This is a genomic window from Bradyrhizobium erythrophlei, assembly GCF_900129505.1.
GTDB lineage: Bacteria > Pseudomonadota > Alphaproteobacteria > Rhizobiales > Xanthobacteraceae > Bradyrhizobium > Bradyrhizobium erythrophlei_D.
Window position 1 is genome coordinate 7,370,995 of the sequence record NZ_LT670818.1, and the last position, 26,893, is coordinate 7,397,887.

Here is a 26,893-nt window from a genome sequence, read left to right on the forward strand (position 1 = left end):
CGCGATCAGGTTCTTCGCCCTCAGTGAATCGCGGCATACATGATTTTCTCTTCCGTGGCCTGGGCAGCGGTCATTTCCTCGACGATCCGGCCGCCCCGCGCCACCAGGATGCGATCGGAGATCGCCATAACTTCCGGCAGGTACGACGATATCACGATAACGGCCTTGCCTTCGGCCGCCAGCGCGCGAATGGCGGCATGAATTTGCGGGATCGCGCCGACGTCGACGCCTCGCGTCGGCTCGTCGAAGATCACGACCGATGGTTCCTGCGCGAGTGATTTCGCCACGACGACCTTCTGCTGGTTGCCGCCGGAATACTCGACGATCCTCAGGCTGCGCTTGAGCGCGGAGATGGAGAGCGCCTTGACCCAGCGATCGGCGATCTTCTTCCTCTGCTTGAGCGAATAGAGCAGCCGTCGCCCGCCCTTCGGCGACGCCAGATAGCCGAGATAAACATTATCATCCGCGGTCATGGTCTCGAAGAAGCCGTCGAGTTTGCGGTCCTCGGTGATATATACAATGCCATCCCGCACCGCCTGCCGCGGTACCCGATAGCGAATCGGCCGGTCGTTGAGATAGATCAGCCCGCCGCGCAGGAAATTCCGCTTGCGCGCGCCGCAGATGACATGAGCGATCTCGGTGCGGCCTGAACCGACAAGCCCCGCCATGCCAACCACCTCACCTTCATAGACCGAAAACGACATATTCTTCACGACGCTGCCCATCGTGACGTTCTCGACCGACAACACCCGACGCCTATCCTTGTCCGTCCCCCCGCGTGGCTCGACAGCCGCCACACCTTCCGCTTCGACCGCCGCATAGTGCGTCGCGGCGATGTCGCGGCCAACCATCATTCGCACGATCGCCGGCCGGGCGAGCCCGGCCGCCGGACCGGTATGCACGAGCTTGCCGTCGCGTAGCACGGTGATGCGATCGGCGATCTTCAGCGCCTCTTCGAGCGCATGCGAAATGAAGATAATTCCAACACCCTGCGAGCGCAGGCTGTTCAAGAGATGAAACAGGTGCTGCATCTCTTCCGGCGTAAGACTCGCGGTTGGCTCGTCGAAAATAATTACCCGTGCATTGTGGCGTACCGCGCGCGCGATCTCGACCATTTGCCGCTTCGCGGTCCCGAGCGTTTCGACAAGTGCGAGCGGATCGACGTTGAAATTGAGCGCCTGCTGCGATTGCTGGGCAGCGATATTGATCTTGCGATAGACGGTGAAGAATTTCTCCATGCCGAGTTCGAGGTTCTGCGCAACGGTCATCGAGGGAACGAGACTGGTCTCCTGATAGACCATGGCCACGCCGTTTTTCAGCGCCTCACCGGGAGACGAAAACGAAACCTGCGTCCCGCCCAGAATGTAGGCGCCCGACGTCAGCTCGATGGCGCCGGAAATCGCCTTGCACAGGGTCGACTTGCCCGCGCCGTTTTCTCCGAGCACCGCATGGATTTCACCGGGTCGCAGGTCGAAATCGACGCTGTCGATGGCATGAATGCCGCCATAGACCTTGCTGCCGGCGACAATCCGCAGAACCGGCGCTACCTCGGCGCTATTACTCATCGTGTTCTCCCGCTGATCTCTCGTCACTGACGGGCAACTCGGCGATCTTGCCATGTCCCTTCGACACCACCAGGACACGGCCGCGGTCATCCGCGACGGCCGTAACGCCATGAAGCTGACCCGAGGCACGGCTATGAAAGCTTTCGACGGCATGCCCCCTGGCGTCGAGGCGCGTCACCAGACCGTAAGATCGCGGCGGTGCCCACGGCTTTTGAATGCCAAGTTTCTTGATCCGGCCGATCTGCGTCGGCTCCCGACAGTCGAACGCCCCTCCAAGGGTCGGCCCGACCCACAGATTCGGAGGAACGCTGGCCATCATCCTTGCACGAAATGCATGCTCGCGCAGGACGAATTCGGTGAGTTGCGTTCGCAGGGCAAAGAAGGCGAGCCAGTAGTGGCCGCCTGCGCCGCGCACTATGCGTGACGGATAACCGGCAAAATTTTTCACTAGCACCCGCGGCTCGCCGCCCGACCGCTCCAATTCGCGCAGGCGATGCGACCACGACTCCGTGACGAAGACACTCTCCTCGTCGTGAGTCACCGCGACGCCGCCCGGCCAATCAAGACCATCGGCGACAACGCGTGCATTCGTCAGCGCTGCGTCGCAGGTGATCAGGCGTCCGGAGGGCGAACGCTTTTGCATCAGATCCGGCAGCCATTGATCGGGCGTGTTGTGCCGGGACCCATCAGTTAGGAAGATCGTTCCATCGGAGGCAACGGCGACCGCCGTCGGACAGCCGATCGCCGCGCCGTCAACCTTCTCGAGCCATCCCCTTATTTTGCCGGCGCCATCGACAGTGCAAATCCCGCGTTCGGGAACGCAAACCACAAGGCCCGTCATCTCCGACCATGCCAGGCCGCCGGCCTTCCCTTCAATCCGGACAAATGGGCGGCGCGTTTCGAAATCCCGGCCTGTGCAGGCATAGATTGTCTGCCCGGCCGAAACGTACAATGTACCCTCACCGTCCAGCACCAGCGCATCGGGTGAATCGAAGATGTCTCCGAGCTGCCGCGCCCGATCGAGCCGTTCGTTCGGCGAGAAGCCGCCATCGAGAACCGGGATCGAGTGGACGTCCCGATTCGGAAAGAAGATGCGGTCGACGATATCACGCGCTAACGACACGGTCTGTCCTCGCAGGCATTGGTTGTTGCTTCGCGTCGTCCTGCTTGCCGCGCGCCCAGTAGGAGTTCCACCCGGTCCAGGTCGGATCGGCGTCGGGCAGCGGAAGCCGGCCGATGCGGTTGTTTTCGAGCCCGCCGATGTACAGGTAGCCCTTATGCTCGCGCATCGAGGTAATGGTCGGATGTGAGATACCGCCGGGGTCCCACAACGACTCGTGCACCTCGCCATTGTCGTCGAATTTGATCACGCAGCCGAAATTGATGCCAGGACACAGCCATTCATCGGGAGGTATCTGCTTCACCATCCGGGTGCGGAACGCTGGATCCGCCATCGCGAGGTCATAGACCGGCGACCGCAATCCGACCAAGGCAAGCCAATAAGTGCCGTCAGAGGCGCGGTTGATGTTGTCGGGATAGCCCGGCAGGTTGTCGACCAGCAATTCCAGCGTGCCCGCCTTCTCGCCCTCGATCCAATAGCGATAGATGCGGCACAGCCACGTGCTAACCCAAAGCACCGCGCGTCCGTCATGCGAGATGCATACGCCATTCGGAAAAGCCAGGTTGGAAAGAACGGTCTGCGTCTTTCCCGTCGCCGGATCGTGGCAGACCAGGCGGCCATTGCCTCTTCCCTCGAATCCGTCGAGCGCCCAGTCTGAGAGATCGTAGCGCGTGGTGGCATCGCTGAAATAGATCTTTCCATCCGGCGCGACGTCGAGATCGTCGGCAAGCCACAGCCGCGAGTCGTCCTTCAAGCGATACCAGGTGCGGTTGGTCTCGTCGGTGACCTTGAATACCGTGCGGTCGGGCTTGACGCCGTAGACACCCATGCCCGCCACGCAGACAAGCAGGTTCTCGTCGCGGTCGAGCGCCATGCCGAGCGGGCGGCCGCCGATCCGCGCAAATTCCTCGCGACGCTCGTAATCCGGCGCGAGAAAACGGATGACGGAGCCGTTGCGATTGACGGTATAGAGATTGTCGTGACGGTCCAGGATGATGTCCTCAGGACCCTCGATGCGATCGAGCGCGATAGCCTCGGCGTTCTTGAGCCGGTCGTTTTCCGCGAAAACTGTGCCGCTGTCGCGTTCGATCGAGGCCGGCGGAGAGAATTCGACGAGGCTTGGGCTGACGTAGATCTTCTGGAGGATCTTGCTCTTGTTCTTGACGAACTTGACGTTGAAACCCACTGCCGCGAGCAGGATTGCGCCGATAGCGGCCGTCGTCAGGCTGCCGTGGGTGCCGAGCTGAACCAGTCCGTTGATGAGCAGGAAGATGATCGCCGCCCCCATCAGCGCGCGGCTGATGGTGCCGCGACCACCGCTCAGGCTGATGCCGCCCAGCACAGCGGCGGCAAGCGCGTTCACTTCCCAGCCAACGCCGGTGTCGGTGCCGGCGCTGTTTTGACGCGCCGCGTAAAGAGTGCCGGCCAGAGACGCCAGCATTCCGGATAGGACGTAGGCGAGAAACAGGGAGTGCCTGACGTTGATACCGGCGTGCCGCGCGGCCTTGCGGCTCGAGCCGACGGCCATGATGTGAACGCCGGAGCGAATTCGCGTGAGATAGAGGTGCGCAATAACCCCGATGACGATAAGACACAACATATTGACGGGAATTCCGAACAAAAATCCCGTTCCCAGGAAGTCCCAGGCCGCACTGTCAGAGGAGGCGCCGGCAAGCTCGGTTGCAAAGGCACCGGTGATCTTGTTGTAGGCTGCGCGCAGGATGATCAGTACCACCATGGTCGTCAGGAAGGGACGCGTCTTGGCATACGCAATCAGCCCGCCGTTGACGGCGCCGATCAGTGCGCCCCAGCCAAGTACGGCGACGATCGTCAGCGGCAACGGCCAGTCGCGCACTTGCATGAGGTACAGCGTCAGGAAATCGGCCATCGCGAAGACGGCACCGACCGACAGGTCGAGGCCACCAGACAGGATCGAGATCGCCATTGCCATCGCCACGAAGGCCTGCTCGGGGAAGCTGCGCATCAGTTGCTGCAGCTGGGCGAGAGAGGTGTATCCGGGAATGGTCAGGATGAAAACGACGAAGACCAGAATCAGCAATGCGAACGGAACGATCGGCTCCATCCATCGCTTTTCAAGCAACTCGCCGATCAGAAGCTGCGGTGAGTAACGATACCAGAAACGTCGTAGCGCGTTCATTAGCTGTCCAATGTTCAGTCGGCGGACGCCCCGGGGCTGGCCTTGGGCGTCCGCGCTGCGGCTCTTGTAAGACGACCGCCTTATTCCTTTGGTACGACGAAGCAGTACTGGCGGTCGGCTTTGCCCGAGACCCAGTAATTGGTGGTGTAATAGGCCAGCTGCGTCGTTCCCGCGGGGCGGCTATCCTGCAACAGCGTCAGCACGGCATTGACGATCGCCTCGCCCTGCGTATCGGCGCGATAGGACAGATTCTTGGTGAACAGGCCCTGCTCCAGCAGGTCGCAATCGGCCGGTTGACCATCGCTCGCCACGAAAATCTTGACCTGGTCCTGCTTGCCGGCGTTCTTGACCACCTGCGCCGCGCCCGCCGTCTGGGGACCCCAAACGCTCAGGATTCCGCACAGATCCGGGTTCTGTTGCAACACGTTGGTGGTGATTTCAGAAGCCTTGTTGGCGTCCCAGTTCGACGGCTGCGACGACACGATCTTGATTGATTTGTCGGCATTGAGAACTTCTGTCGCGGCCTTGGTCATATCAAGCGAATAGGCCGCGGTTGCCTCGCCCTGGATGATCGACACCTTGCCGGAGCCTTTGCCGCCGCCGCAGGTCTTGACAACCTCCTCCCCAAGCATGTGGCCGAGCTTGGGCACGTCGGCGCCGACATAGGCGTCCGTCAACTGGTTCGACGCCATGTTGACCTGGACGACCTTGATGCCCGCATCCATCGCGCGCTTCAACTCGCGCGCGAGCAGCGTCGTGGTTGGATTCTGCACTACCAGAATATCGGGCTTCTCGTTGATCAGCGAGCTCACGGCCTGGAGCTGGACATCCGATTTGAAGTTGGGATCGCGGACGATCAGCTTGATCCCATAGTCGTCGAAATGCGCCTTCATGACGCGGGTCCATTCGGATTCAAGGACGCCAAGCCATACCGGCACCCAGGCGACGGTCTTGCCCTTCACCGCGGTCTGAAATTTCTGGAGCAATTCCGCACGCGGATCGGCGGCGTACGCCGTTCCGATCGATCCGGCTGCAAATGCTGCGATTGCAAGTGCGGCGCGAATAACTTCCCTTTTAGTAATCGACATGTCATTTCCTCCCTGATGCCGAAAGCGTTGTTGCCTTCGTGCGTTGTGATGTCGTCGATTTCAATCAATCGCCCTGCTTGGCAGTCTCCTCGTCCCGAGGATGAATGTAACTGTCGAGCGTGATGGCCAGCAGCAGCACCCCGCCCTTGATCATGTCCTGGGTCTGAATGTCGAGGTTCATGATTGTCATCGCGTTGAGCAGCACGCCGATCAGCAGCGTTCCCGCGATAACGCTGACGACGTTGCCCCGTCCGCCCACCAGACTGACGCCACCGAGTACGACGACGAGGATGACATCGAAAATGATCGTCGATTCGGCGATCTGGAGATGCATCAGCGAGGTCGACCCCACCATGATCACACCTCCGACGTAACCGATTGCGGAACAAATGGCGTATTCCAGCATCGTCAGCGGCCGCGTGGCCATTCCGGAAAGCCGCGCCGCCTGCGCGTTGTCGCCGTGAGCATAGATGAAACGGCCAAGCACCGTCCGCGACAAGAATAGATGCAGCAGCAGCGCGCAGATCGCGAATGCGACCACCGGAACCGGAAGGCCTCCGAAGGTCGTACCGCCCAGCATCAGAAGCCAGTCATGGCCGGGCTGCAAGAAGACCTGATAGTGAGGAACCACCAGCGCGCGTGTTATGCCGAGCACCAGAAGTCCGGACGCGAGCGTCGTGAACAGTGGCGGAATCTCGATCACCGACACCAGATAGCCGTTCGCAATTCCGATCCCGATCGACAAGAGAAGGCCGAAGCCGATCGCGAGCGCCGGCGGCCAGCCATTGTTGATCATCGTGACCGCGATCGCGCTGGAACAGGCAAGCGAGGCGATCTGCGAGAGGTCGATTCCGCGCCCGATCACCACCACCGCCATGCCGAGCCCCAGGATTCCCAGGATGGAAATGCTGCGGGCCAACGTGAACAGATTGCCGAGCGTGATGAAGCCCGGCAGCACGACACTTAGAACAAGGAAGAGAGCGAGCGTCACGCCGAGCACAATCGTCGACTGGCTGGGTTGGTAGCCGCTACGCCGCGGGTTGTCGGCTATCGTCTCGCTCGACACGTCTACTCTCCCTCGCCGACGAATGCGCGCATCTCGACGGCGCCAATCCCGCTTTGCTGGTCCGACGGCTGGCTTTGATAACGGCCTCGCTGGGCCGCTCTGGTCCGACGGTCTACAAAACAAATGCAGTTGTTTGTTGCATCTTATTTGTTATAACAGATTTATGCACGAGGTTCCCGGCATGTCAACGATGATCACCGACGCGCTGTCGACCGAGGGAGAGATCGGCTCGGGCCAGTTCGGGCGGCAGATCACCAAGGAAAGCGTCAGCCAGCAGGCTTACGTCGCCATTCGCAACTCATTGATGCGAAGCCGGCTCAAACCCGGACAAAAGCTCGTCGCGCGACAGGTCGCCGATGAACTCGGAATTAGTGTCACCCCCGTCAGGGAATCACTGCTGCGCCTGGTTTCCGAACATGCGCTGATGCTCGACGAACGCGGAACGGTCGTCGTTCCCGTGCTCACGCTTGAACGGTGCATCGAAATTCGGGACCTGCGCATGCTGATCGAGGGCGAAGGCGCGGCGCGTGCGGCTTCCGTTGTCACCGGGCCGGAGATTGAAAACCTGCTTGCCATTCACGATCGCTATGTGCGGACCGAGACTGACAGTAATTTTGCGGCGGCGCTCGCGGAAAACGAAAACTTTCATTTCGGTGTCTGCCGCCTCGCCAGATCGCCCACGCTGTTTCGCGTGGTCGAAAATCTGTGGATGCAGTTCGGACCCATACTTTCGTACCTATACGACGCGCATGCACGGCCGTTCCACGGTCAAAAGCATGCCCATCTCCGCGTCATCGAGGCCTTCCGGAAGCGCGATCCCGAGCTGGCCCGCAAGGCTATCAGCCAGGACATTCTCATCGGGGGCAAAACTCTGCTGGAAAAGCTCAAGGCGTGAGCCTGCTTGCCGCATCACAAAGAAGATAAAATGCGGATGGTCGACCGTGTCTGATAAATTCTGGGGTGACAGCTCCTGGGAGGGAGCGCTTCGTGAAGAGCAACACTACGACGGTCGGCGGATGCTGTGCTTTTCGGAGCGTCCCGCCACCCTCGCCGCGATGTTTTCCGATCTGGTGCACCGCTTTCCCGAGCGGCCGGCGATCGTCGAGGATCGCACCATCACTTACCGCGAACTCGATGGTCTGAGCCGAACGATAGCGGCCGGGCTGTCCGACCGCGGCATCGCGCATGGCGATCGCGTGGCATTGTTCCTTGGCAACTGCTGGGAATTCCTCGCCTGCGTCTACGCGTGCAACCGTATCGGCGCCATCGTCGTTCCCATCGGGACGCGCCAGCGGCAGGCTGAACTCGAATTCCTGCTGAACGACAGCGGCGCCAAAATACTCATCTTCGAAGCCGATTTGGCGGATGCGATTCCGTCGCGTGATGCCCTTCCCGCGCTCGTGCAGATGTTTTCCGTTTACGGCACCGCAAACGACGCGCGGCCATTCAGCGAACTTCTCGCCGCGGCATCGCAATCGCCGTTTTCGCCGGGCATATCCGAGGAAGATGTCGCCGTCATCCTTTATACCTCGGGAACCACGGGGCGGCCGAAAGGCGCGCAATTGACCCACCTCGGAATCCTTCATTCCGCTCTCACCTTCGCCCGCTGTCACGGCCTGACCGAGGTCGACCGCGGGCTGGTCGCGGTCCCGCTGTCGCATGTGACGGGACTGGTCGGGGTTGCATTGTCGACCATGATTGTCGGCGGCTGCGTGGTGCTGATGCGCCAGGCATACAAGACTCCGGATTTTCTGGCGCTGGCGAGCCGCGAGAACATCACCTATTCGATTCTCGTTCCGACCATCTACACACTCTGCGCGATGCATCCGGAACTTGGATCCTACGATCTGACGTCCTGGCGGATCGGATGTTTCGGCGGTGCGCCGATGCCGGTAGCGACCATCGAGATGCTGGCCGAGAAGCTACCACGTTTGCAACTCTTGAATGCCTATGGCGCCACCGAGACCACGTCGCCATCCACCGTGATGCCACGCACACAATGGCGCGATCATATCGACAGCGTTGGAGTGACGGTTCCCTGCGGCCGGATCAAGGTGGTCGATGATGATGGACGAGAGGTGCCACCGGGTACGTCAGGCGAGCTCTGGATCGCCGGTCCAATGGTGGTGCCAGGCTATTGGCGGCGTCCTGAAGCCAATGCGAGCGAGTTCGTCGATGGCTTCTGGCGATCCGGCGATATCGGATCGATAGACGCTGACGGCTTCGTGCGCATATTCGATCGCAAGAAGGACATGATCAATCGTGGCGGCTTCAAGATTTTCAGTGCCGAGGTCGAGAACGTCATCAGCAGTGTCGAAGGCGTTCTCGAATGCGCGATCATCGGCCGCGCCGACCCCGTCCTCGGAGAACGCGTTCATGCTATCGTGGTCATTGCGGAGCAAAGCACGCTAACCGCGGATAATGTTCGTTCGTTCTGCGCCGAGCGCTTATCCGACTACAAAGTTCCGGAAACCGTCACGCTACAAACCCTCCCATTGCCGCGCAACGCCAACGGAAAGGTCCAGAAACCCCAATTGCGCAAGGGCTAAGCGCACAGATGCACGTCTGCGTCTTCCCGCGTGTCACCTGTTCGTTCTGCAAAGATCCGAAATGGCTCAACGTCCTCTTCGCGCGCCATAAGCGGTCGTTCTCTCAAAGTCGCTTGTGGCCCAAACGAAGCAAGTGGGACCGTATCCAGATTTCGCGACTTCATCGCCAAGTTCACCGGAATGACAAGCGAGGTTTTACCAGACACAACGAATCTACGGAATTGGAGCGCGATAAGCAAACTTGCCGATGCGGCTCAAGGGAGGTGTTGGGGAATGACGCGCGTACCTTCAGAAGGAGACGCCGCCGCCCGCATGCGCGCGGCCAACTGGTCATTGTACGGCGGAGGCTGGCCTTGATCGGAATTTCGTGTGGGAATATCGCGCGTGGTAGCGGGGAAGGATTCGAGCCCGCGACCTTGGTGTTGTTCTTTAGCGATCAGCCGCCGGACGACCGGTGACTCAACGTTTTCCATAGCTGTTTCTACCGACCCGCGGTTGCAGGCTAAAGTTCTGCCGGCGCCGAAGTGACCGCTCTGATCGCGCAGATGTCCAATTTGCTCGCCCCAATATCCAAATCTACGACGCGCAGGTAGCCGACCTGTACCAAATGGGTCTGTGCGCGGTATCTCGTTGGTGTGAAGGCTGCAAAAACAAAGGCAAACCGCAGTTACGCTCAGCTCTTGACCGAATTTCAGAACGGATCACGCTGGCTTTCCCAGGCCCTGTCCCACCCAGAAGCAATCCGGGGGCCAACCATCGGAAAACGATAATTCATATTTCAATGTGACCTGGCGGAGGGAGAGGAACTGGGATCGAACCTTCTCCGCGTATTCCAGAGCAGTCCAGAGGGCCCAGGCGGACAAGGCTCCGAAAGAGGGGGGCCGTAGGCAACCTATGGCGGCCTTTGGGACCTGTTTGTGGGTGGACGGCAGATCCCGTAGGCGTCCGCCCCGCCCTTCCCGCCAACAGACGACGCCCGGGGGCGCTCGCTGCACCCGCCTCCCAGGCCCCTACCGGGGGCCGCCGCCTATCGTTCAAGCGAATGACCGCTTTGCGCGGCCGTTCCTGCGTTCGCGCCCCGCGCATGCGGGCCGTCGAGATTCAAAATGTAATGCGCACCTTCGGTCTACCTTTGAACGAATTGGTGCCGCGAAAGCCCTTCCGAGGCGAAGCTCCCCAAGGAGTTTCACCTTTCCAAGGTGGTCACATTTCCGAAGAAGATGGCTTAGGCAGCGCCCCGCAGAGATGCGGGGCATTTCTTTATCCAGCGGTCCGGTTCATAGCTGACCCAGTCTGTGTTGATCCGCTTGGATCGTGCCCGAGGGACTAAACGTATTCCCCGAAATATTCCTGGGATCTCTCGCGATACGTCCCATCCCGCCAAGGCTTACGAACGGGCCAGTGACGTGACTTCCAATGTGCATTCCACCCGCGCAAGCGCGAATGAACTCGGGAGAGCGAATGCAAGTGCTCGTGCGATTGTTGTAAGTTTCATGGTTGTCTTGTTTTTTAGATAAGAGACAACCGCACTGACGCCATTAAATTCTTCTTTAGCGCAGAAGCCTCCGAGCTGTTCACAGCTCGCAGAGCCTTGATGCTCCCGCAATCATCTCCTATCGCGCGAAACGGTCGGTGTCGACCTTTGATGACGAGTCACTAGAGGGAATTTGGCGTAACGGCGCGATTGTGGTCCGCCGGATCGATTCCTCGACGCAGCCGGCACTTCGCATTGTGCCAATCGGCGTGTCGAAGCTCGCCCGATTGCGTCGATCACCAAAGCGGCCCGCGGTGGGGCCCACAGATCCGCGGCACGCCATCCTGAGACGGCCGCACTGAAATAAAATTCAATTTAATGGTGTCGGCGGATTGCGAATCCTACATCAGCTCCACGCTCATCGGCGATTGCCGAACCCGTGCAATATGCCCTTGCGATCATAGCTCACTGAAAGGGTTGGGGGACCGTGGATATCAAGCCCCTGCTCGGCCTCAGCGGTGTCCTGATCGCCGCTATGACGTCCGAATTCAACGACCAGGTGACATCCATCGCGCTCATCGACGTCCGCGGTGCACTCGGGATCAGCCACGATTCCGGAACCTGGATCGAAAGCCTGTATGTGTCTGCCGAGATCATCGGCATGGCGATCTCGCCCTGGCTGCTGATGACCTTCACATTGAGGCGCTGGACGCTTTTTGCGATCGCGCTGTGCGGGGCCTCGAGCGTGCTGATCCCGTTCAGCCCGAACATCGAGGCGATCTACGCTCTGCGGCTGCTTCAGGGGCTCGCGGGGGGCCTGATCATTCCTCTGGTGATGGCCACCGCTTTTCGCATTCTCACGCCGAAGATCCGGCTTTACGGTTTGGCCGTCTACGCCTTGACAGCAACCTTCACGCCCGCGCTGGCCTCAACGGTGGCAGCACTTTGGACGGATGTCGTGGATTGGCGTTTTGCGTTCCTGCAGACCATCCCGCTCTGCTCTCTTGCCGGCGTTCTCGTCTGGTACTGTGTGGACCAGGACCAGCCGAAATACGAGCGGTTCCGGATGCTGGACTGGCGCGGCGCGCTGCTGCTGGTGATCGGGATCGGCGCCTTGAGCACCATGCTGTATCAGGGAGACCGGCTGGACTGGTTCAACTCACGGCTGATCTGCGTCCTGGCTCTGGTGAGCGCGATCGCCATCCCGCTGCTGCTCGTCAATGAATGGTTCCACCCCTTGCCGATTCTAAAGCTGCAGATGCTCGGCCAGCGTAACCTGGCCTATGGCGTGCTCGGTCTGTTCCTCTTCGTGATCATCAGCCAATCCGGCTCCACCGTCCCCTTACGATTCCTGCAGCAGGTCCAGGGGTACCGGCCGCTGCAGTCCAACCTGATCACGCTGGAGATTGCGGCGTTGCAGCTCGTGATGCTGCCCGCCATGGCGCTGCTGCTGGACTACAGGCGGGTGGATTCGCGCGTCGTCAGCCTGGTCGGGCTGGGATTGATTCTGGCATCCTGCATCGGTTCGTCTTTCGTGACGGTCTATTGGAACCGTGATCAATTTTATATATGGCAACTGTTCCAGGCGATCGGTCAGCCCATGGTGGTCATGCCACTGCTGATGAAGGCCACCAACACCGTTATCAGCCCGGCGGACGGCCCTCTCGCGTCGGCGCTGTTGAATACGGCCCGAGCCACCGCCGAGGCAACGAGCGCATGGTTCCTGGAGCTGATCGATCGTTGGCGCGATGCGCTGCATTCCGACCGCATTGTCGATGAGGCTGGCCAGGACCGCTGGCGGGTGATCCAGGGCAACGGCGTGCTGCCCCAGTATCCGCCGCCGTTGATGCCAGACGGGCGGCTCCGCGCGCCGGGCAGCCTGGAAGCCTTCGGCCACGCCGTGCAGCAGCAGGTAACGATTTTATCGACGAGCGACACCTTCCTGATTCTCGGGGCCCTGACCGTGTTCTTGATGCTCGCGGTGATGACGTTGCCGGTCCGCACCATGCCGCCGCGCATCCACTTTGCAAAGCAGTAGGAACCCGCATGGCAGAGGATCTAGCCGAACTCGAGATGCGAGCCGCCGAGCCGGAGCGGAACGAAAGGCCAGACCCGGCCCCGACGCGCAAGAACGACGATCAATCCCAACGGGAGGATGGACGATCGAAGGACCGCGAGGTGCAGGACGTCGATAAGTTTCCCAAGCCCCTGCCGCGCTGGCCCCTCGTTCTGGCCGGACTGGTCGTGGTGATCTTCGCCGCGGCAGTCCTCTACATCATTTTCCGGCCACGCCCGGACGTGCGGACCGCCGATGCTTATGTGACGGTCCATTACGCCACGATCGCACCGCGCATCTCCGGTCAGGTCGCCACCGTGCCGGTTGACGACAACGACGTCGTCAAGACCGGACAGGTGCTCGCAACTCTCGACCCGCGCGACAATCAGACCGCCGTAGCTGCCGCCGAGGCCGCGGTCGCGCGCGACAGATCGCGACAAGATGAGATCTCGGCGAGCGTGTCGCGCCAACCGGCGATCATAGCAGAGCAACAGGCCGCCGTTGTATCGGCGCGCGCCAGGCTCGCTTTCGCGCAGGCCGACGCGCGCCGCTACGACAACCTCGCCGCGACGGGCGCCGGCACGACGCAGGAACACCAGCGAGCCGACAGCACGCTTTCGCAGGGTCACGCCTCACTGGACAGCGCCGAGGCTTCGCTCGACGCGGCACGCCGGCAACTGGACGTGCTGAAGGCCCAGCGATCGGCGGCAGAGGCGGCGGTCAGGGCCGACGAGGCTCAACTGGAACAGGCCAGGCTTAATCTGTCCTACACGCGGATTAGGGCACCGGTCGATGGCATGGTGGGTGAGCGGTCGGTACAGGTCGGCAACTACGTCGGCCCCGGTACGACACTGATGACCGTTGTTCCGCTCGACCAAGTCTATATCGAGGCGAACTATCGCGAGGTGGCGCTACTGCACGTCCGCAGCGGCCAGCCCGTCACCATCCATCTGGACGCCTATGACGTCGACCTCAAAGGCACGGTGGATAGCGTGCCACCGGCCTCAGGTGCCGCCTTTGCACCGATCGCGCCCAACAATGCCACCGGAAATTTTACCAAGATCGTGCAACGGCTGCCGGTAAAGATCGTGGTGACGCCCGGGCAACCTTTGGCTAAGCTACTGCGCGTGGGCCTGTCGGTCGAGACCACCATTCATACTGGACTGGAGGACGTCGTGGACGAACAGCGCAGATCAAGCGATCGTGTGACCGGGCGCTGATTGGTGCGTGCGTTGCCTCTCATGGCGCGCCTCTCCGGTTCAATGTTGGGCATCGGGCTGGCTGCCTGTACCGTTGGGCCGGACTACCAAAGTCCGGAGATTGCCGCAGCGCCAATACAGACGGCGCCGGAGACCGTAGACGTGCCCAACCGGACGGTCGAGGGCAAGATCGATACGACTTGGTGGAAGAGCTTTCGAGACTCCAAGCTTTCCTCGCTCGTCGAACGGCTCGCGGCCCAAAACCTGGATCTCAAGACCGCAGCGGAACGTGTGATCCAGAGCGTGGCGCAGCGCCAGGTCGCAGTCGCTCAAGGACTGCCGCATATCGATGGGCAGTCATCGAGCACCTATAATCGAGTGAGCCCGAATGGCCCGATCTCTGAGTTCGTACCTGCGCCTGGCTCGACCTTAGACTATGCCCATTTTCAAGATGGCTTGACGTCCTCATGGCAGTTGGACCTGTTCGGTCGGGTGAGGCGGGCCGTGGAAGCCGCCGACGCCAACACCCTGGCGACCGTGGAGAACCGGCATGGCGTCGCGCTCGCGGCGCTCGCCGAACTGGCGCAAAGCTACATGCAATTGCGCGGAACGCAGAACCGGCTTGAGATCGCGAAACGCAATCTCCGCCTCGCCGATGAGAACGTGGAGCTTGTGAACACACGCTTCGGCGGCGGAGTCGCCACCACGCTCGACCTCGCGCAAGCCCGGGCTCAGCAGGCCACCATCGCCGCGACCCTGCCGCCGCTGCGCATCCAGGAGGCAGAGCTGATCAACGCTATCGGACTGCTTTTGGGCGATGCTCCCCGCGCGCTCGAGACTGAGTTGCACCGCTTCAGGATGCTGCCGCGCGTGCCGCGCCGAGTTCCGGTGGGCCTGCCGGGCGCGCTGGTACGCCGCCGCCCGGACGTTCGCGAAGCCGAGGCGCACCTGCATGAAGCCACGGCACAGACGGGCGTCGCGGTGGCGAGCTTCTACCCTGACGTGACATTGAACGGCGCCGTCAGCCTGGAAAGCTTGCATCTGAGCAATCTGTTTTCCCCGACGTCGACTGCCTTCGCCGTGGGACCGTCGATTTCCATTCCGATCTTCGAGGGAGGGCGATTGCGGGGCGTCCTGACGCTGCGCGAATCGCAACAACGGGAAGCGGCCATCTTCTTTCAGAAGACGGTGTTGCGGGCCTGGAAGGAGGTCGACGACGCCATGACAGCCTATCGCGAAGCGCAGCACCGGCGTGCGGATGTGGCGCGGTCCGTCACTGAAAATCACGCCGCTCTGCAGGCCGCCAGGCAACGTTATTCGGAGGGTGCGATCGACTTCCTCAACGTAATCGCCACCCAAGCCCAGTTGCTGCAGAGCGAGATCGATCTTGCCGACAGCGACACGCGGATCGCCACAGACCTCGTCAATCTTTATCGCGCCCTCGGGGGAGGATGGGAGGTCGGAGATGTCGCTTATAGTGCAGATAGCGCGCCGCGACAAACGACTGGAACACCATAGACAGGTACCGGGAAATGGGCCCGGAACATTAGCCATTCGAGTCGGCAGCTAGATCGACGCGGTGTAAAAAGCCGGAATTGACAAAGGCACGCTGGGCGCAATGCCAGGCGTTGTCCCAATCGCGATTGAGTCCTGTTTCGCGAACGTCAACATGCTGAACTCTATTTGGACTCAGTTTGACCCGGCGCCTACGTGCAGCATCAAACGTCAATCGTTATATTTCGGTCCACCGTGGTAGCTGTACGCATTGGTCGCGGCCGTGTCGGTCGCCACGGGCCGATCGAAAGCATTGTAGGCGTAGACGGCTTGTCGGTCTGAGCGCGCAGTCGTTTCCGCAAGCGCCTGTCCTGAGATCGTCATCAGCACTGCCATCGATGCCACTATAGCAAGCTTCTTCTTCATGGTTCTGTTTCCTTGTCCACGGATTACGGAGCGCATCGCGGCATGAAGAATGCCGAAGCGGTTGAAGCTGATATGGGCTTGCAGACGGCCGGCGCCATTAAATTCTGTTTCAGAAACTCGTCCCGACACGCAAACGCGTGGACCCAGCATTTCTCGGACATCGAGCTGTCCGAGATACAAGATGGCACTAGCGAATACCGGTTGCAGTTTACGCGCCTTTTCTGACGTTCCTCACGGCGATTCTCCCAACGCCCTGCATTAAGGCGGCAACCCCTCAAGCAAGATGCGGGCGGCCCGCAGATCCGCCGTCGTAAAACCTTCGGTGAACCGATCATAAACCGATGCAAGCGGCGCTCTCGCCTCGTGGCGGCGACCTTGGCTCACCCTCAAACGAGCAACGCTAACGGCGACCCGTAGCTCCCAAAATAGAGCGCCCTGTTCGTGAGCCATTTGGGCCGCCTGGTTGAAGCGATCTTCGGCTGCCGGGGCGGACTGATTCGCGGCTTGCAGGAGCAGCACTTCGCCTTTGATGCGGAGCAACTCAGGGGCATACCACCCGTGCCCGTCTGCGCCCTCGGCCTCCATCGCGTCGTCCAGGGCAACGAGAGCCTCGTCGAGCCGTCCTGTCCCGGCGAGCCCTAACGCGAGCGTACCCTTGAACTCCGCATACGTCAGGCGCCAGCCCGTCCGGCTGCACGTCTCGAAGGCATCGCACAACACCAGCAGACCTTGCGCGAACTCGCCGCATTCGACCAACAACTTCCCTTTCAGGAACTGACCCGCGGTCTCCCACAAGTGCGCGTTCAAACCTCTGGCCACTGGGGCGCGCTGCGACGTTCCAATTCGTCCTGCTTAGCATCGGGAGGATATGTTGTGATTTACCAGCCCAAATCATCGCATGAACCCGCGCGCGCCAATGAGTCGATTGTCTTCGTCATCGACGACGACGAATCCATGCGCAGGGCGCTCACCAATCTTTTTCAATCGGTTGATTACAGGTCAAGGCGTTCGGTTCGGCGCCAGAAATACTGAAAAGACAGTTTCCGGACGTTACCAGCTGCCTGGTCCTCGACATCAGATTGCCCGGATTGAGCGGCTTGGACGCTCAAAACGAACTAGCCAAAGCGAACATTCACATTCCAATCATCTTTATGACTGGCCATGGGGATATCCCGATGACCGTCAGGGCCATGAAGAGCGGCGCGGTCGATTTCCTCACGAAACCGTTTCGCGATCAAGACATGCTGGATGCCGTGTTAGCGGCAATTGAGCGGGATCGGAAGAGGCGCGAGGCTGAGAAGATCACCGCGAACCTCCAGGCCCTGTTTGAGACACTGACCGCCCGCGAGCGGGACGTTTTGGCCTTGGTCACTTCTGGCCTGATGAACAAACAGGTAGCAGCCGAGATTGGACTCGCTGAGATTACCGTGAAGATCTATCGCGGTCATATTATGAAGAAAATGGGCGCGAGGTCGTTGGCCGATTTGATCAGAATAGCGGAGATGCTCGGAATTCGGCGTGCGAGGCCCTCTGGTTTGTAAACCTATGTATATTTTGCAATCTTGTCTCGCTGCCTCATCTTAACTGTGTGGCACGAGCACAGCGTTCGGTTCCCGCAATTGGAAGGTTCGTCTTGTCAAGGCTTTTTGACATTGCCGTCATTGACGATGATGCGTCCGTCCGTGCTGCGACGAACAACCTTCTCTCGTCGCACGGGTATATCGTCCATACATTTGCCTCGGCCGAGGACTTCTTACGGTCGCCTCAACTGCAGGGCGCGTCGTGCATAGTTACGGATGTGCAAATGCCGGCGATGAGCGGTTTGGATCTGCTCATCCATCTGCGCGCCCAGGATCACCGTGCGCGATTCATTTTCATTACGGCCTTTCCCGATGAGAACGTTCGCGCCCGAGCGCTGAAGGCCGGAGCAATTTGCTTCCTGTGCAAGCCCTTTGCTGGACCCACCTTGATCAAATACCTCGACAACGCGCTGGAAGCACATCGCGGCAGAACTGACACCTGAGACGGTGAGCGCCGGCGCAGCATCGCACCTGCTACCTGCGGGAGTGGATTCGAGTACCGTCGGCAGGTGTCTTGGTCGCCCCGGAGAAAAGCCCCAGTGGGAATAGCTGACCCCATTTATCTTGATTGAACGTGAATGCAGAGCGTGGCGCGACTATCGGCTTCGTTCGGCATCTAATGACAGCATTGCGGGCCGACTCATTGCGCCGGTCAATCGAGCCATCGAAAAAAGGCACCCGAAACCTCCGTATAGTTTGCCGATCCCTTTCAATATCGGGCTCTTACCCATGTATCATTGAGGCTTGCTCGGCATCAGCTTAGTCTCGCTGCCAATCGGAAGCGCCTGTTGCAGGTGACGGCATGTCTACGATCCAGGTCAACGAGCCAGCAAACGAGGCAGGCACCAACCACTCCGCACGCCAGGTCCAGAGGAGGGAATAATGTGCAACACTCCGCAATATGCTCGTAACGGCGCAGCCACGCGCTGCGTGATCTGTGCCGGAAAGTTTGGCTTGATCCGGCATTACTCCTGGCGAACCGCACTCTGTTCAAAGAAGTGCGCAGAACGCTTCAAGACCCGTCGGGAGGACGACCACAAATGGTTACGTCGACTGCAAGCTGCCGCCTGACGATGGCTGCGGCAAACAGCACGGCAATTTCTCCAAGTTTGGGATTTTCGCAGCAAGCCGGAGCGAACATCAGGAGGCGCCACATGAGATTTGTACTAGTGAATGAAAGGACACCCCGCCAGCGATCCTTGTGTGTGAGGTGCGATCAGCCGATCGGGGCGGGTTACATCCGAGAAGTCGGGACGCGGCTCGCCTACTGCAATCACGATTGCTACGCCGATCATTGCCAAATCGCATTCGTGCTTCTTGACAATCGGTCGAGAGCATCAGGAGTAGCCTAGGAGGCCGTCCCCTCGATCTGGGCCGCGCTTATGCGCGCCGACGAGATCTGCTGAGCGATAAACCAATCCGGCCAACCGAGGCCAGTCCGAAGTAAGGAAGGGACATTACGATGCGAGCTCATAACACCAGCCTTGACACCTCCCATCGGACCGACACGGCGTTCGTCGGCGCTGATTCAGCGATTTCGGAGCCGAGATCGGGCTCAATACATTTGCTGACTTCATCACCCGGATCTAGAGACCATCATAGCGTGGTTCGGAGCACGCGGCTGCCGCCGAGGTTGCAGTATGAAACGGCGGAGGTTCTGGCCGATATCGACGGCTTATCCGTTCTGGTGCGTTTCCACGTCCAGGATATACCGGCAGAAATGCGATCAGAGTTCGTCTCCCGGGGCGTCGATGTTCATTCGCTGCTCTCAAGCACACTCGAGAAGATGGTTGATCGAATGCGCGGTTCTTGCCAGCGAACTAACGCCCCCCCCCCCAAAACGCCGCTTGCGACAGTTGCACTGATGTCGAGCGGAGAACCTTTGGCCCAGCCGCCTGCTCCGCTCAATGAAACGGTGCTCCGCGTGGGGCCGATCGAGCTCGATCTGCTCGATCGAACTGCGAAGCGTGGCGATCGTCGGATCGATCTGCGGCCGCGCGAGTTTCAGTTGCTCAAGTACATGATGCAACGGAGTGACGAATTGCTGACGCGGGCAACCCTCTTGAGGGATGTATGGCATTATAAATTCGTTCCCAAAACGAACCTTGTCGATGTTCATCTGGGCCGGTTGCGCCGCAAGGTCGACGGATCAAACGAGGCCCCCTTGATTCGCAACGTCCGCGGCGAGGGCTTCGTTCTGAGCGCGACTCCGTTCTTGCAGGGCTCACCGCCGAGAGCGGCCAATGTCGGCGACTGCGATGCGAATGAGTTCTTCCGAAACATCGGGGCCGTAGGCGTCTGCTGTATCGACGAAGTTAACTTCCAGTTCGGGCAGCCGCTTCAACGTTCGCAACGCTTCGGGCCGATCGGCCGGCTCGCCCCAGATGCCCGGGCCTGTGAAAGGCGCTGCTGGCCTCGGTCCTGACACCGGATCCGGCGCTGGGGATTCGGCTTCGGAGCGACCGGCAAAGGGAATGGCGAGGGAAGATGAATTCGGCATGACGTGTTCTCGACACAGGGGTTAGCAGTCTTCGATTGAAGTCTCTCGGCCGATCAGGCCGCCCCTCGTTTTTAGGCAGCCTTCAGTGCCGCGACGTCGGCCAGAGCGGTTTCGAGTGCGAGCTTGCGCTGTTCAGGGCCAAGGCCGACGCCTTCAGCACGTACGAACGCGACGTCGCTGATGCCGATGAACCCGAAGAAACTCGTCAGGAATGTTTCCTGATGATCCATAAAGGCCATCGGAGACGAGGCGGTGTAGAATCCACCGCGGGACGAGGCGACGATCAGCTTCTTATCGCCCGCGAGACCCTCCACGCCGGTCGCGGTGTACTTGAACGTCTTGCCGGGCGAGGCAAGGCAATCAATCCAGGCCTTCAACTGGCTGGGAATCCCGAAATTGTACATCGGAGCGCCGAGCACGATGATGTCGGCCGCGAGGAACTCGTCGAGCACGACGTTGGTTTCGGCAAATGCAGCCTGCGTCGATGCATCGACCTTGGCACCACCCTGCACGGCGGCCGCCACCATTTCGACGATGTGGCCGGCCAGCGCTCCGGCCTCGTACAGAGCCTTCATCTTGGCGAATAGGATGGTGGGCGACTGGTGCGGGACGGGTGCTATCGCCAGATCGCGATAGGTGATTTCGAGACCCGGTGTGGTCTGGTTCAGACGGGCGACAATACTCGCCGTAAGTTGCCGGCTGACCGACTGACCGCCGGAAATGCTGGAATCGATGTGTAAGAGCTTCATATCTGGTCTCCCTGATACCTGTGGGTGCGAGAGCTACATCGGTCAGAGCCGCTTACGGAATAACCGCTAGGAACATTTTGTTCGTTGCTCTAAGATGCATCCTGGCGAAAATTGCACAAGGAGGCACTATTTTGAGCGATACGCACATCGATGTGTGCGAAGGGGGCCACTCCCCCGAGGAGCGCAGCGCGTTCGCAGACATATTGGCGCATATCGGCGACAAGTGGACCGTGCTGGTGGTCGGCGTGCTCGCGCACGGACCGATGCGTTACAGCCAGATCTTCAAGCTGGTCGAGGGTATCTCGCAACGCATGCTGACGCTGACGCTGAAGAGCCTGGAGCGCGATGGCCTTGTCACGCGAACGGTTTACCCGACCAATCCACCACGGGTGGATTATGAGCTGACCGAACGCGGAAAAACGCTGATCGTGCCCTTGCATATGCTCTGGGCGTGGGCTCAGGCCAACCGCACTGCAATCGAAGGTACCCGCCGCAACTTCGATCAACAGCGCAGCAAGGATGGGGCAGCTGCCTGATTGGCGTGACGCATGGTTCACCCAGATCGGAAGATTTCGATCATCGACAGGGCATCAGCGAGAGGCCGATGCAGACGAGGATGATTCTACACCGGCCGCCACCCCGGCTTCGATGGGTCCACCAGCTTGTAGCCAACCGGTCCCATGCCGCAAATTGCGATGATCGCCGGCTCGGCATGGTCGCGGATTACCCCATCGTAGTGCGGTGTACCAGCGACGCGGCGAACGAAGCTACCGGCGGGGACGGGCACACAGGACGCTGGGTCAAAATCGTCACCACTGTTGCACCACCAAGTGCCGGATATCACCACACACAACCGATCAGTAATATAGGTGTGCGGCGCGCTCATGTAGCCGGGCCACCAGCGCACTAGCGTTAGATATAGCCCCGGCTCGGTAAGTGAGCCTGCCAGCGGACACATATCCACGCTGCGCTCCGGGTAGTTCTTGTTCGAAACCCAGTGGTGATCTGCCGGGGGCTGGATGACGGTTTGTGCAGAGTTGATCGGGCTCGCCTCGGCCTCGCTTACTACCATCGCAGGCAGTGTCGCCAGCAGGGACGCGAGAAGCATGTCCCGCCTCGATGTGTCCATGTTGCTGTACCTCCGATTGTTGGTTTCCATCTGGGAACCAGACTGCCGCATTCTAAAGCTTCCAACAACGCAAGATTAAGCAACCGACGACGCAATTCCACCCTCCATCGTATGTTCCAGCAAGAGCGCAGCATGCGCGAGAGGATTGAGCTGTCGTTGCGCGGGCGATAGCTGATGTCGCCTTCGGGTCCAGGCCGTGTGGAAACGTTTTTCGTACCCCAATAACTGCAAGTAACCGGGCGTGATGGATCTCGACGCGATCGGCTGAGCCTATTTTTTGCTGTATCGGGTCTGGAGTCAATCCGGGCGCAGCCTCGGGCCATGCTGAGCGACCCTAACGGTCTCACGGCGGGCACCATGACGCGCTCGCCCGCGCGATCGAAGTCCATGAGTGCGGTCTTAACGTCGCTCCAAGATACTGAGATATTCTTGCTTCGGATCACGGCCATGAATCCTTCAAAATGCTCTTATGCGCGCGCCTCTCGGCCCAAGATACCCGACTTACGCATACGGAGCAGATCGGTCAGGTCAACGATGCTTCACCAGTAGGACATGCTCCCCTCCTCTCTAACCGAGGAGTGTGACCATGCTGGACCAAGCGAATGCCACCCCGACGCCTCATAAACGGTTGCCTTGGAACAAGGACAAGCTGACCGGGGCAAAGCTGCCGCTACGACCCAAGCACGTCTGGTCGACCTGGACGACGCTGAAGATCGAAGGCCGCGCTCGCGACTTAACCATGTTCAATCTGGCGATCGACAGCAAGCTTCGTGGTAGCAACCTGGCGCATGAACGGCCGCTTTGCGCCAAGAGCGGTCCTTCATTGACAATCATCATCTACGTTCGAAAAGATTTTCGGACTTGCCAGCGGCTCCGCGGGTTCGATCGGCTCGGTCGAATGTCAGGGACCAGGACATCGGTGGGGCGTACTCAGTAACTGGCCCGAATATAGGCAATCGCGAATCGAACGGCCCCGCGAACGCGGTCGGGGGCCATCACCCCGCTCGCGCCGGATTGAAACAAGCGTGATCGCAGATGGTCTGGTTGTACCTATCTAATGTGAAGATGACAAGAAAGGACCAACCATGAAACTTAGGACAATAGCACTAGCAACCGCATTTGCTCTCTCGAGCACGGCCGCCCTGGCGCAACCCGAAACAACTTATGGACAGTCCGTATCTTCAGTTGGAACAGTCACCGCTCCGTCAGTGGGGTCGTACACTTGGCCGTCGGTGGGCACCACAAATGCAATCCCTACCTGGGGCAACACCGGGCCTAGCGCTCCCGCTCCCGGTGCGCCGACAATCGGTACTGCGCCGTTCAGCACCGGCGCTCGCAGGTAATCCCGTCCCTAACCGGGCGGACCGCAGATTCTCGCGATTGCGCCGGATCCGACAAGCGCATCGGACCGCAGGTCGCGCGCACCTGGGATCGACGTCATAAGGTCGTCGACGATTGAGTGAGGAACGCTCCGCCAAAGAATACCGATCAGGTGACAGAACACCGCCGAGCCACCTGCCGCATGAATGATCTCATCGAGCTGCTTTCCTCGGACACAGCCGCGAAGTCCGCTTTGCCCCCCACGAGCGGGCGTCGGCAGCGCGGCTGGTCATGTCCGTTAAGTACCAATCGCGACCGGCGCACTGGCAGCAAACTGCGTCTCTATTCGATCACCTCGTCGGCGGCAACCAGCAGTCCGGGCGGCACAGTGAGGCCGAGCGCCTTGGCAGTCTTAAGGTTGACGATGAGGCGGAACCGCGTCGGCTGCTCAAGCGGCAGATCGGCGGGCTTCTGGCCCTTCAATACCCGCAGGACGAGATTTGCGCCGTGCTCCGCGCTTTCCTTCTCATCCGGGCCATAGGACATTAGGCCACCATCCCGAGCGAAGGCACTCGACTCATAGATCGCGGGCAAGCGGAGCTCCGCGGCGAAGTCGAAGACGTGCTTGCGATTGAGAAAGGTGAGCGCATCGGCGACCATCAAAAGGCCGTCGGGCTTGTCGCGCTCCATCGCCTCGAACGCATCCCCGAAATCATTTGGCTCGCCCACCCCAAAGGAGAGGACGGCGACACCCAATTCTTTCGCCGCCGCCGCGGATGCCTCGTAGCGCGTCGTCATTCCAAGATCCTTGGCGTTCCACAGCATCGCCACGCGCTGGAGTTTGGGGGCCGCCTCCTTCAATAGTCCAAGACGTTTCGGCGCGAGCTCTGCAGCCACGTCGGAAATGCCGGTAATGTTGCCGCCGGCCGATTGAGGCTATCGACGAGATGCGTCTTCACCGGATCGCCTGCGTTGAAGATCACGATGGGGATCGTACTCGTGCCCTCCTTCGCCGCCGCCGCGGTGGGATAGCTGAAGGTGACGATGACATCGACTTTCGTCAGCACCAGCTCTGCAACCAGCGCCGGCAGGCGTTCGAAATGCCCCTCCGCCCCGCGTTTGACCCTCCTTGCTCCCCTGCGCATTCCCGCGAATTTCCGCCACTTCAACATAATCAAATTCCGCGCAACTCCGACTCCTGACGATTGAGGCAAGACCGGCGCAATCGCAGCAATAAAACCAAAGTTGCCGCGAAACGAGGGCGTGATCCCATGCAGAATTGTCGCAAGATCCCGTCAATCGCAGCAAGGAGGGCAAAGTCAATTTACCGGCAGATCGATATATTGGAAGCGACGCTGATCGTTGGGATTTTCGGGCGACGTCCCAACATCCGTCCGTAATTGGAATTGGCTTAGTCTACCTGCGCGTACACCAATGCCATTCAACGACTGGAACTCAGCACGTCGAGACGAAGTTTCGTGAGGCCAAAAAGGAGATTGCAGATGGTTTCCAATTCCAATCGCGGCGTGGTTTATCTCAAACCCGGCAGCGTCGAAGTTCAGAAGATCGATTTTCCGAGCTTCCGGAATCCAGCAGGAAAGACTATCGATCACGGCGTTATTCTCAAGGTCGTAACGACGAATATCTGTGGCTCCGACCAGCACATGGTCCGAGGCCGCACGACAGCGCCGGCCGGCATGGTGCTCGGACACGAAATCACCGGCGAAGTGATCGAAAAGGGCCGTGACGTCGAGTACCTCGACATCGGCGACCTCGTATCGGTCCCCTTCAACGTCGCCTGCGGCCGCTGCCGGACCTGCCGAGAGGGCGACACCGGCGTCTGCCTTCACGTCAACTCCGACCGCGCTGGAGGCGCCTTTGGATATGTCGATATGGGTGGGTGGATCGGTGGGCAGGCCGATTACGTGATGGTGCCCTACGCCGACTTCAACCTGCTGAAGTTTCCGAACAAGGCGCAGGCGATGGAAAAGATCCGCGATCTGACCTGCCTCTCCGATATTCTGCCGACAGGATTTCACGGCGCCGTCACGGCCAAGGTCGGCGTTGGATCTACGGTGTACGTCGCCGGCGCTGGGCCTGTCGGCCTAGCGGCCGCAGCTTCCGCACGCATTCTTGGCGCCGCGGTGGTGCTCATCGGAGACATGAACCGGGAACGGCTCGCTCACGCCAAGAAGGTCGGCTTCGAACCGATTGATCTCACCAGGCACGATCGCCTGGGCGAACTCGTCGCCGACGTCGTTGGCGTTCCGGAAGTCGACTGCGCGATCGACTGCGTCGGGTTCGAAGCAAAGGCGCAAAGTGCGGACGGCAGGGTCGTCGAAGCGCCTGCCGTCGTGCTAAACAGCCTTATGGAAATCACACGGGAAGCCGGTGCAATCGGTATTCCCGGCCTGTACGTGACCGACGATCCGGGGGCGAAGGAGCAGGCAGCAAAACGTGGCAACCTCAGCCTGCGCCTCGGTCTCGGCTGGGCCAAGTCCCACACTCTCCACACCGGCCAGACACCGGTCCTGAAATATAACCGGCAGCTCATGCAGGCGATCCTCTGGGACAGACTGCCCATCGCCAAGATCGTCAATGTCAAGGTGATCGACCTCGATCAGGCGCCGGAAGGATACAAAACCTTCGACGCGGGCGTCGCGAACAAGTTCGTCATCGATCCACATGGGCAACTCCCCAGGGCGGCCTGAGATCGGAGCCGATGAGCTATGCCAGCGACAATCCGGCTGAGCCATGTCCCGGTAACGGAGACAACTGCCATGGCGCATCACCCGCTCCGGCACCAGGACACGCCCTCGCTGATAGCGTCCTCGCGCAGCTAAACTCTAACCAGTCGAAATCAGTAGACATGGCGAAACTTGGAACCAGCGTTTTCTCATTGGCAACGGTCTTCTGCTTGTCAGCCGGGGCACAGACCGTAAACGTTATGACTCTCAATCAAGCCGGGGGCCAGACGGTCCTGCAGGCGGCAAAGGAGAGCGCGCAGCAGCGGAGCGCGCCCTCAGCAATCGCAGTGGTCGATACCGCGGGGGACCTGCTTGCATTCCAGCGGATGGATGGTGTCCGCCCGGCAAGCGCTGACCTCGCCATCGAGAAAGCACGAACGGCTGCGCGGCTGCAGCGGCCGACCGCGGAGATCGAGGACAACATCAATAAGGGCCGAATCGCATTCGTCACCGCCGATATCGTTGCACTGCGCGGCGGCATGCCGATACGTGTTAACGGCGAAGTCGTGGGCGCAGTCGGTATTGCCGGCTTGAGCAAGGAGACCGATACCGAGATCGCAAACACCGCGGCCGCGGCCTTCAGCCCTTCGCCGAAAACACCTAAGCATAATTGAGATCGTTATCGTTCGTGTCGGCCTTTTGGGCGCGTTGCAATCATAAGATCTATGCCGAC

Annotated in this window: 20 protein-coding genes and 5 pseudogenes; 14 read left to right on the forward strand and 11 right to left on the reverse strand. The window is 60.2% G+C overall.

All coding sequences use genetic code 11. The features are described 5' to 3' along the window. Positions 1-20: 20 nt before the first annotated feature. The 5 genes from B5525_RS34570 to B5525_RS34590 form a co-directional block, all read right to left on the reverse strand. The gene (locus B5525_RS34570) at positions 21-1,565 is read right to left on the reverse strand and encodes a sugar ABC transporter ATP-binding protein (protein ID WP_079570330.1); all 1,545 of its coding nucleotides are present in this window, start codon (positions 1,563-1,565) and stop codon (positions 21-23) included. Next, complete coding sequence (locus B5525_RS34575; protein WP_079570332.1) at positions 1,558-2,688, reverse strand: SMP-30/gluconolactonase/LRE family protein; 1,131 nt, start codon at positions 2,686-2,688, stop codon at positions 1,558-1,560. Before B5525_RS34575 ends, B5525_RS34570 begins: the two co-directional genes overlap by 8 nt. Further along, complete coding sequence (locus B5525_RS34580) at positions 2,672-4,843, reverse strand: ABC transporter permease (RefSeq protein WP_079570333.1); 2,172 nt, start codon at positions 4,841-4,843, stop codon at positions 2,672-2,674. Before B5525_RS34580 ends, B5525_RS34575 begins: the two co-directional genes overlap by 17 nt. A gap of 80 nt (positions 4,844-4,923) precedes the next feature. Continuing rightward, positions 4,924-5,931: a sugar ABC transporter substrate-binding protein gene (locus B5525_RS34585; protein ID WP_079570335.1), complete on the reverse strand. Its 1,008-nt coding sequence runs from the start codon at positions 5,929-5,931 to the stop codon at positions 4,924-4,926. A 64-nt stretch (positions 5,932-5,995) separates the two neighbouring features. Next, positions 5,996-6,997, reverse strand: coding sequence for an ABC transporter permease (locus B5525_RS34590; protein ID WP_244567687.1), 1,002 nt, complete (start codon positions 6,995-6,997; stop codon positions 5,996-5,998). On the opposite strand from B5525_RS34590, the gene B5525_RS34595 reads away from it, so the two are divergent. The 5 genes from B5525_RS34595 to B5525_RS34615 all read left to right on the forward strand — a co-directional run bounded on the left by B5525_RS34595 (position 6,972) and on the right by B5525_RS34615 (position 15,793). Then, on the forward strand, positions 6,972-7,892 hold the full coding sequence (locus tag B5525_RS34595; RefSeq protein ID WP_154073617.1) for a GntR family transcriptional regulator: 921 nt from the start codon (positions 6,972-6,974) through the stop codon (positions 7,890-7,892). The two genes, B5525_RS34590 and B5525_RS34595, sit on opposite strands and share 26 nt — an antisense overlap. 121 nt (positions 7,893-8,013) lie before the next feature. Continuing rightward, positions 8,014-9,546, forward strand: a complete 1,533-nt coding sequence (locus B5525_RS34600; RefSeq protein ID WP_079570338.1) for a class I adenylate-forming enzyme family protein — start codon at positions 8,014-8,016, stop codon at positions 9,544-9,546. Between the two features lie 1,961 nt (positions 9,547-11,507). Further along, positions 11,508-13,058: an MFS transporter gene (locus B5525_RS34605; protein ID WP_197687870.1), complete on the forward strand. Its 1,551-nt coding sequence runs from the start codon at positions 11,508-11,510 to the stop codon at positions 13,056-13,058. Positions 13,059-13,066: 8 nt separating this feature from the next. After that, positions 13,067-14,296, forward strand: coding sequence for an HlyD family secretion protein (locus tag B5525_RS34610; protein WP_244567688.1), 1,230 nt, complete (start codon positions 13,067-13,069; stop codon positions 14,294-14,296). 21 nt (positions 14,297-14,317) lie between these two features. Beyond that, entirely contained in the window at positions 14,318-15,793 is a 1,476-nt protein-coding gene (locus B5525_RS34615; RefSeq protein ID WP_079570340.1) for an efflux transporter outer membrane subunit, read from the forward strand. 207 nt (positions 15,794-16,000) lie between these two features. Here the strand turns inward: B5525_RS34615 and B5525_RS34620 are convergent, their stop codons facing one another. Further along, positions 16,001-16,195: a hypothetical protein gene (locus tag B5525_RS34620; protein WP_079570341.1), complete on the reverse strand. Its 195-nt coding sequence runs from the start codon at positions 16,193-16,195 to the stop codon at positions 16,001-16,003. 42 nt (positions 16,196-16,237) lie between these two features. Here B5525_RS34620 and B5525_RS34625 point away from each other — a divergent pair, with 42 nt between their 5' ends. Then, positions 16,238-16,420, forward strand: coding sequence for a hypothetical protein (locus B5525_RS34625; RefSeq protein ID WP_079570343.1), 183 nt, complete (start codon positions 16,238-16,240; stop codon positions 16,418-16,420). Between the two features lie 33 nt (positions 16,421-16,453). Here B5525_RS34625 and B5525_RS34630 read toward each other — a convergent pair whose 3' ends face one another. Further along, positions 16,454-16,990: a hypothetical protein gene (locus B5525_RS34630; protein WP_154073618.1), complete on the reverse strand. Its 537-nt coding sequence runs from the start codon at positions 16,988-16,990 to the stop codon at positions 16,454-16,456. A gap of 78 nt (positions 16,991-17,068) precedes the next feature. Here B5525_RS34630 and B5525_RS34635 point away from each other — a divergent pair. The 3 genes and pseudogenes from B5525_RS34635 to B5525_RS48040 all read left to right on the forward strand — a co-directional run. After that, positions 17,069-17,736 (forward strand): annotated as a pseudogene (locus B5525_RS34635) (response regulator transcription factor). Between the two features lie 92 nt (positions 17,737-17,828). Then, complete coding sequence (locus B5525_RS34640; RefSeq protein WP_154073619.1) at positions 17,829-18,218, forward strand: response regulator transcription factor; 390 nt, start codon at positions 17,829-17,831, stop codon at positions 18,216-18,218. 1,580 nt (positions 18,219-19,798) lie between these two features. Further along, positions 19,799-19,915: pseudogene (locus B5525_RS48040) on the forward strand (winged helix-turn-helix domain-containing protein); the annotation flags it as partial. Positions 19,916-20,014: 99 nt separating this feature from the next. Here B5525_RS48040 and B5525_RS46820 read toward each other — a convergent pair. Beyond that, positions 20,015-20,173 (reverse strand): annotated as a pseudogene (locus tag B5525_RS46820) (aldo/keto reductase); the annotation flags it as partial. A 173-nt stretch (positions 20,174-20,346) separates the two neighbouring features. Then, positions 20,347-21,024 (reverse strand): FMN-dependent NADH-azoreductase, encoded by a 678-nt coding sequence (locus B5525_RS34655; RefSeq protein WP_079570351.1) that lies wholly within the window; start codon positions 21,022-21,024, stop codon positions 20,347-20,349. A gap of 131 nt (positions 21,025-21,155) precedes the next feature. Between B5525_RS34655 and B5525_RS34660 the strand changes: the two genes are divergently transcribed. Continuing rightward, on the forward strand, positions 21,156-21,560 hold the full coding sequence (locus tag B5525_RS34660; protein ID WP_079570352.1) for a winged helix-turn-helix transcriptional regulator: 405 nt from the start codon (positions 21,156-21,158) through the stop codon (positions 21,558-21,560). An 86-nt stretch (positions 21,561-21,646) separates the two neighbouring features. Here B5525_RS34660 and B5525_RS34665 read toward each other — a convergent pair whose 3' ends face one another. Beyond that, positions 21,647-22,132, reverse strand: a complete 486-nt coding sequence (locus B5525_RS34665) for a cupin domain-containing protein (RefSeq protein ID WP_079574187.1) — start codon at positions 22,130-22,132, stop codon at positions 21,647-21,649. 607 nt (positions 22,133-22,739) lie between these two features. Here B5525_RS34665 and B5525_RS44850 point away from each other — a divergent pair. After that, on the forward strand, positions 22,740-23,090 hold the full coding sequence (locus B5525_RS44850; RefSeq protein ID WP_154073620.1) for a hypothetical protein: 351 nt from the start codon (positions 22,740-22,742) through the stop codon (positions 23,088-23,090). Positions 23,091-23,301: 211 nt separating this feature from the next. Then, positions 23,302-23,496: pseudogene (locus tag B5525_RS46825) on the forward strand (hypothetical protein); the annotation flags it as partial. A 319-nt stretch (positions 23,497-23,815) separates the two neighbouring features. Here B5525_RS46825 and B5525_RS34680 read toward each other — a convergent pair. After that, positions 23,816-24,645 (reverse strand): annotated as a pseudogene (locus B5525_RS34680) (ABC transporter substrate-binding protein). 330 nt (positions 24,646-24,975) lie between these two features. Between B5525_RS34680 and fdhA the strand changes: the two are divergent. Continuing rightward, entirely contained in the window at positions 24,976-26,184 is a 1,209-nt protein-coding gene (gene fdhA / locus B5525_RS34690; RefSeq protein WP_079570358.1) for a formaldehyde dehydrogenase, glutathione-independent, read from the forward strand. A gap of 158 nt (positions 26,185-26,342) precedes the next feature. After that, positions 26,343-26,834: a GlcG/HbpS family heme-binding protein gene (locus B5525_RS34695; RefSeq protein WP_197687872.1), complete on the forward strand. Its 492-nt coding sequence runs from the start codon at positions 26,343-26,345 to the stop codon at positions 26,832-26,834. The last annotated feature ends 59 nt before the right edge of the window (positions 26,835-26,893 follow it).

Excerpts from the sequence above, each read along its gene's own strand:
- B5525_RS34570 (WP_079570330.1), bottom strand. The coding sequence starts at position 1,565 with ATGAGTAATAGCGCCGAGGTAGCGCCGGTTCTGCGGATTGTCGCCGGC.
- B5525_RS34580 (WP_079570333.1), bottom strand. The coding sequence starts at position 4,843 with ATGAACGCGCTACGACGTTTCTGGTATCGTTACTCACCGCAGCTTCTG.
- B5525_RS34585 (WP_079570335.1), bottom strand. The coding sequence starts at position 5,931 with ATGTCGATTACTAAAAGGGAAGTTATTCGCGCCGCACTTGCAATCGCA.
- B5525_RS34600 (WP_079570338.1), top strand. The coding sequence starts at position 8,014 with ATGCTGTGCTTTTCGGAGCGTCCCGCCACCCTCGCCGCGATGTTTTCC.
- B5525_RS34610 (WP_244567688.1), top strand. The coding sequence starts at position 13,067 with ATGGCAGAGGATCTAGCCGAACTCGAGATGCGAGCCGCCGAGCCGGAG.
- B5525_RS34615 (WP_079570340.1), top strand. The coding sequence starts at position 14,318 with ATGGCGCGCCTCTCCGGTTCAATGTTGGGCATCGGGCTGGCTGCCTGT.
- B5525_RS34620 (WP_079570341.1), bottom strand. The coding sequence starts at position 16,195 with ATGAAGAAGAAGCTTGCTATAGTGGCATCGATGGCAGTGCTGATGACG.
- B5525_RS34625 (WP_079570343.1), top strand. The coding sequence starts at position 16,238 with ATGAAGAATGCCGAAGCGGTTGAAGCTGATATGGGCTTGCAGACGGCC.
- B5525_RS34655 (WP_079570351.1), bottom strand. The coding sequence starts at position 21,024 with ATGAAGCTCTTACACATCGATTCCAGCATTTCCGGCGGTCAGTCGGTC.
- B5525_RS34665 (WP_079574187.1), bottom strand. The coding sequence starts at position 22,132 with ATGCTTCTCGCGTCCCTGCTGGCGACACTGCCTGCGATGGTAGTAAGC.
- B5525_RS44850 (WP_154073620.1), top strand. The coding sequence starts at position 22,740 with ATGCTGGACCAAGCGAATGCCACCCCGACGCCTCATAAACGGTTGCCT.
- fdhA (WP_079570358.1), top strand. The coding sequence starts at position 24,976 with ATGGTTTCCAATTCCAATCGCGGCGTGGTTTATCTCAAACCCGGCAGC.
- B5525_RS34695 (WP_197687872.1), top strand. The coding sequence starts at position 26,343 with ATGGCGAAACTTGGAACCAGCGTTTTCTCATTGGCAACGGTCTTCTGC.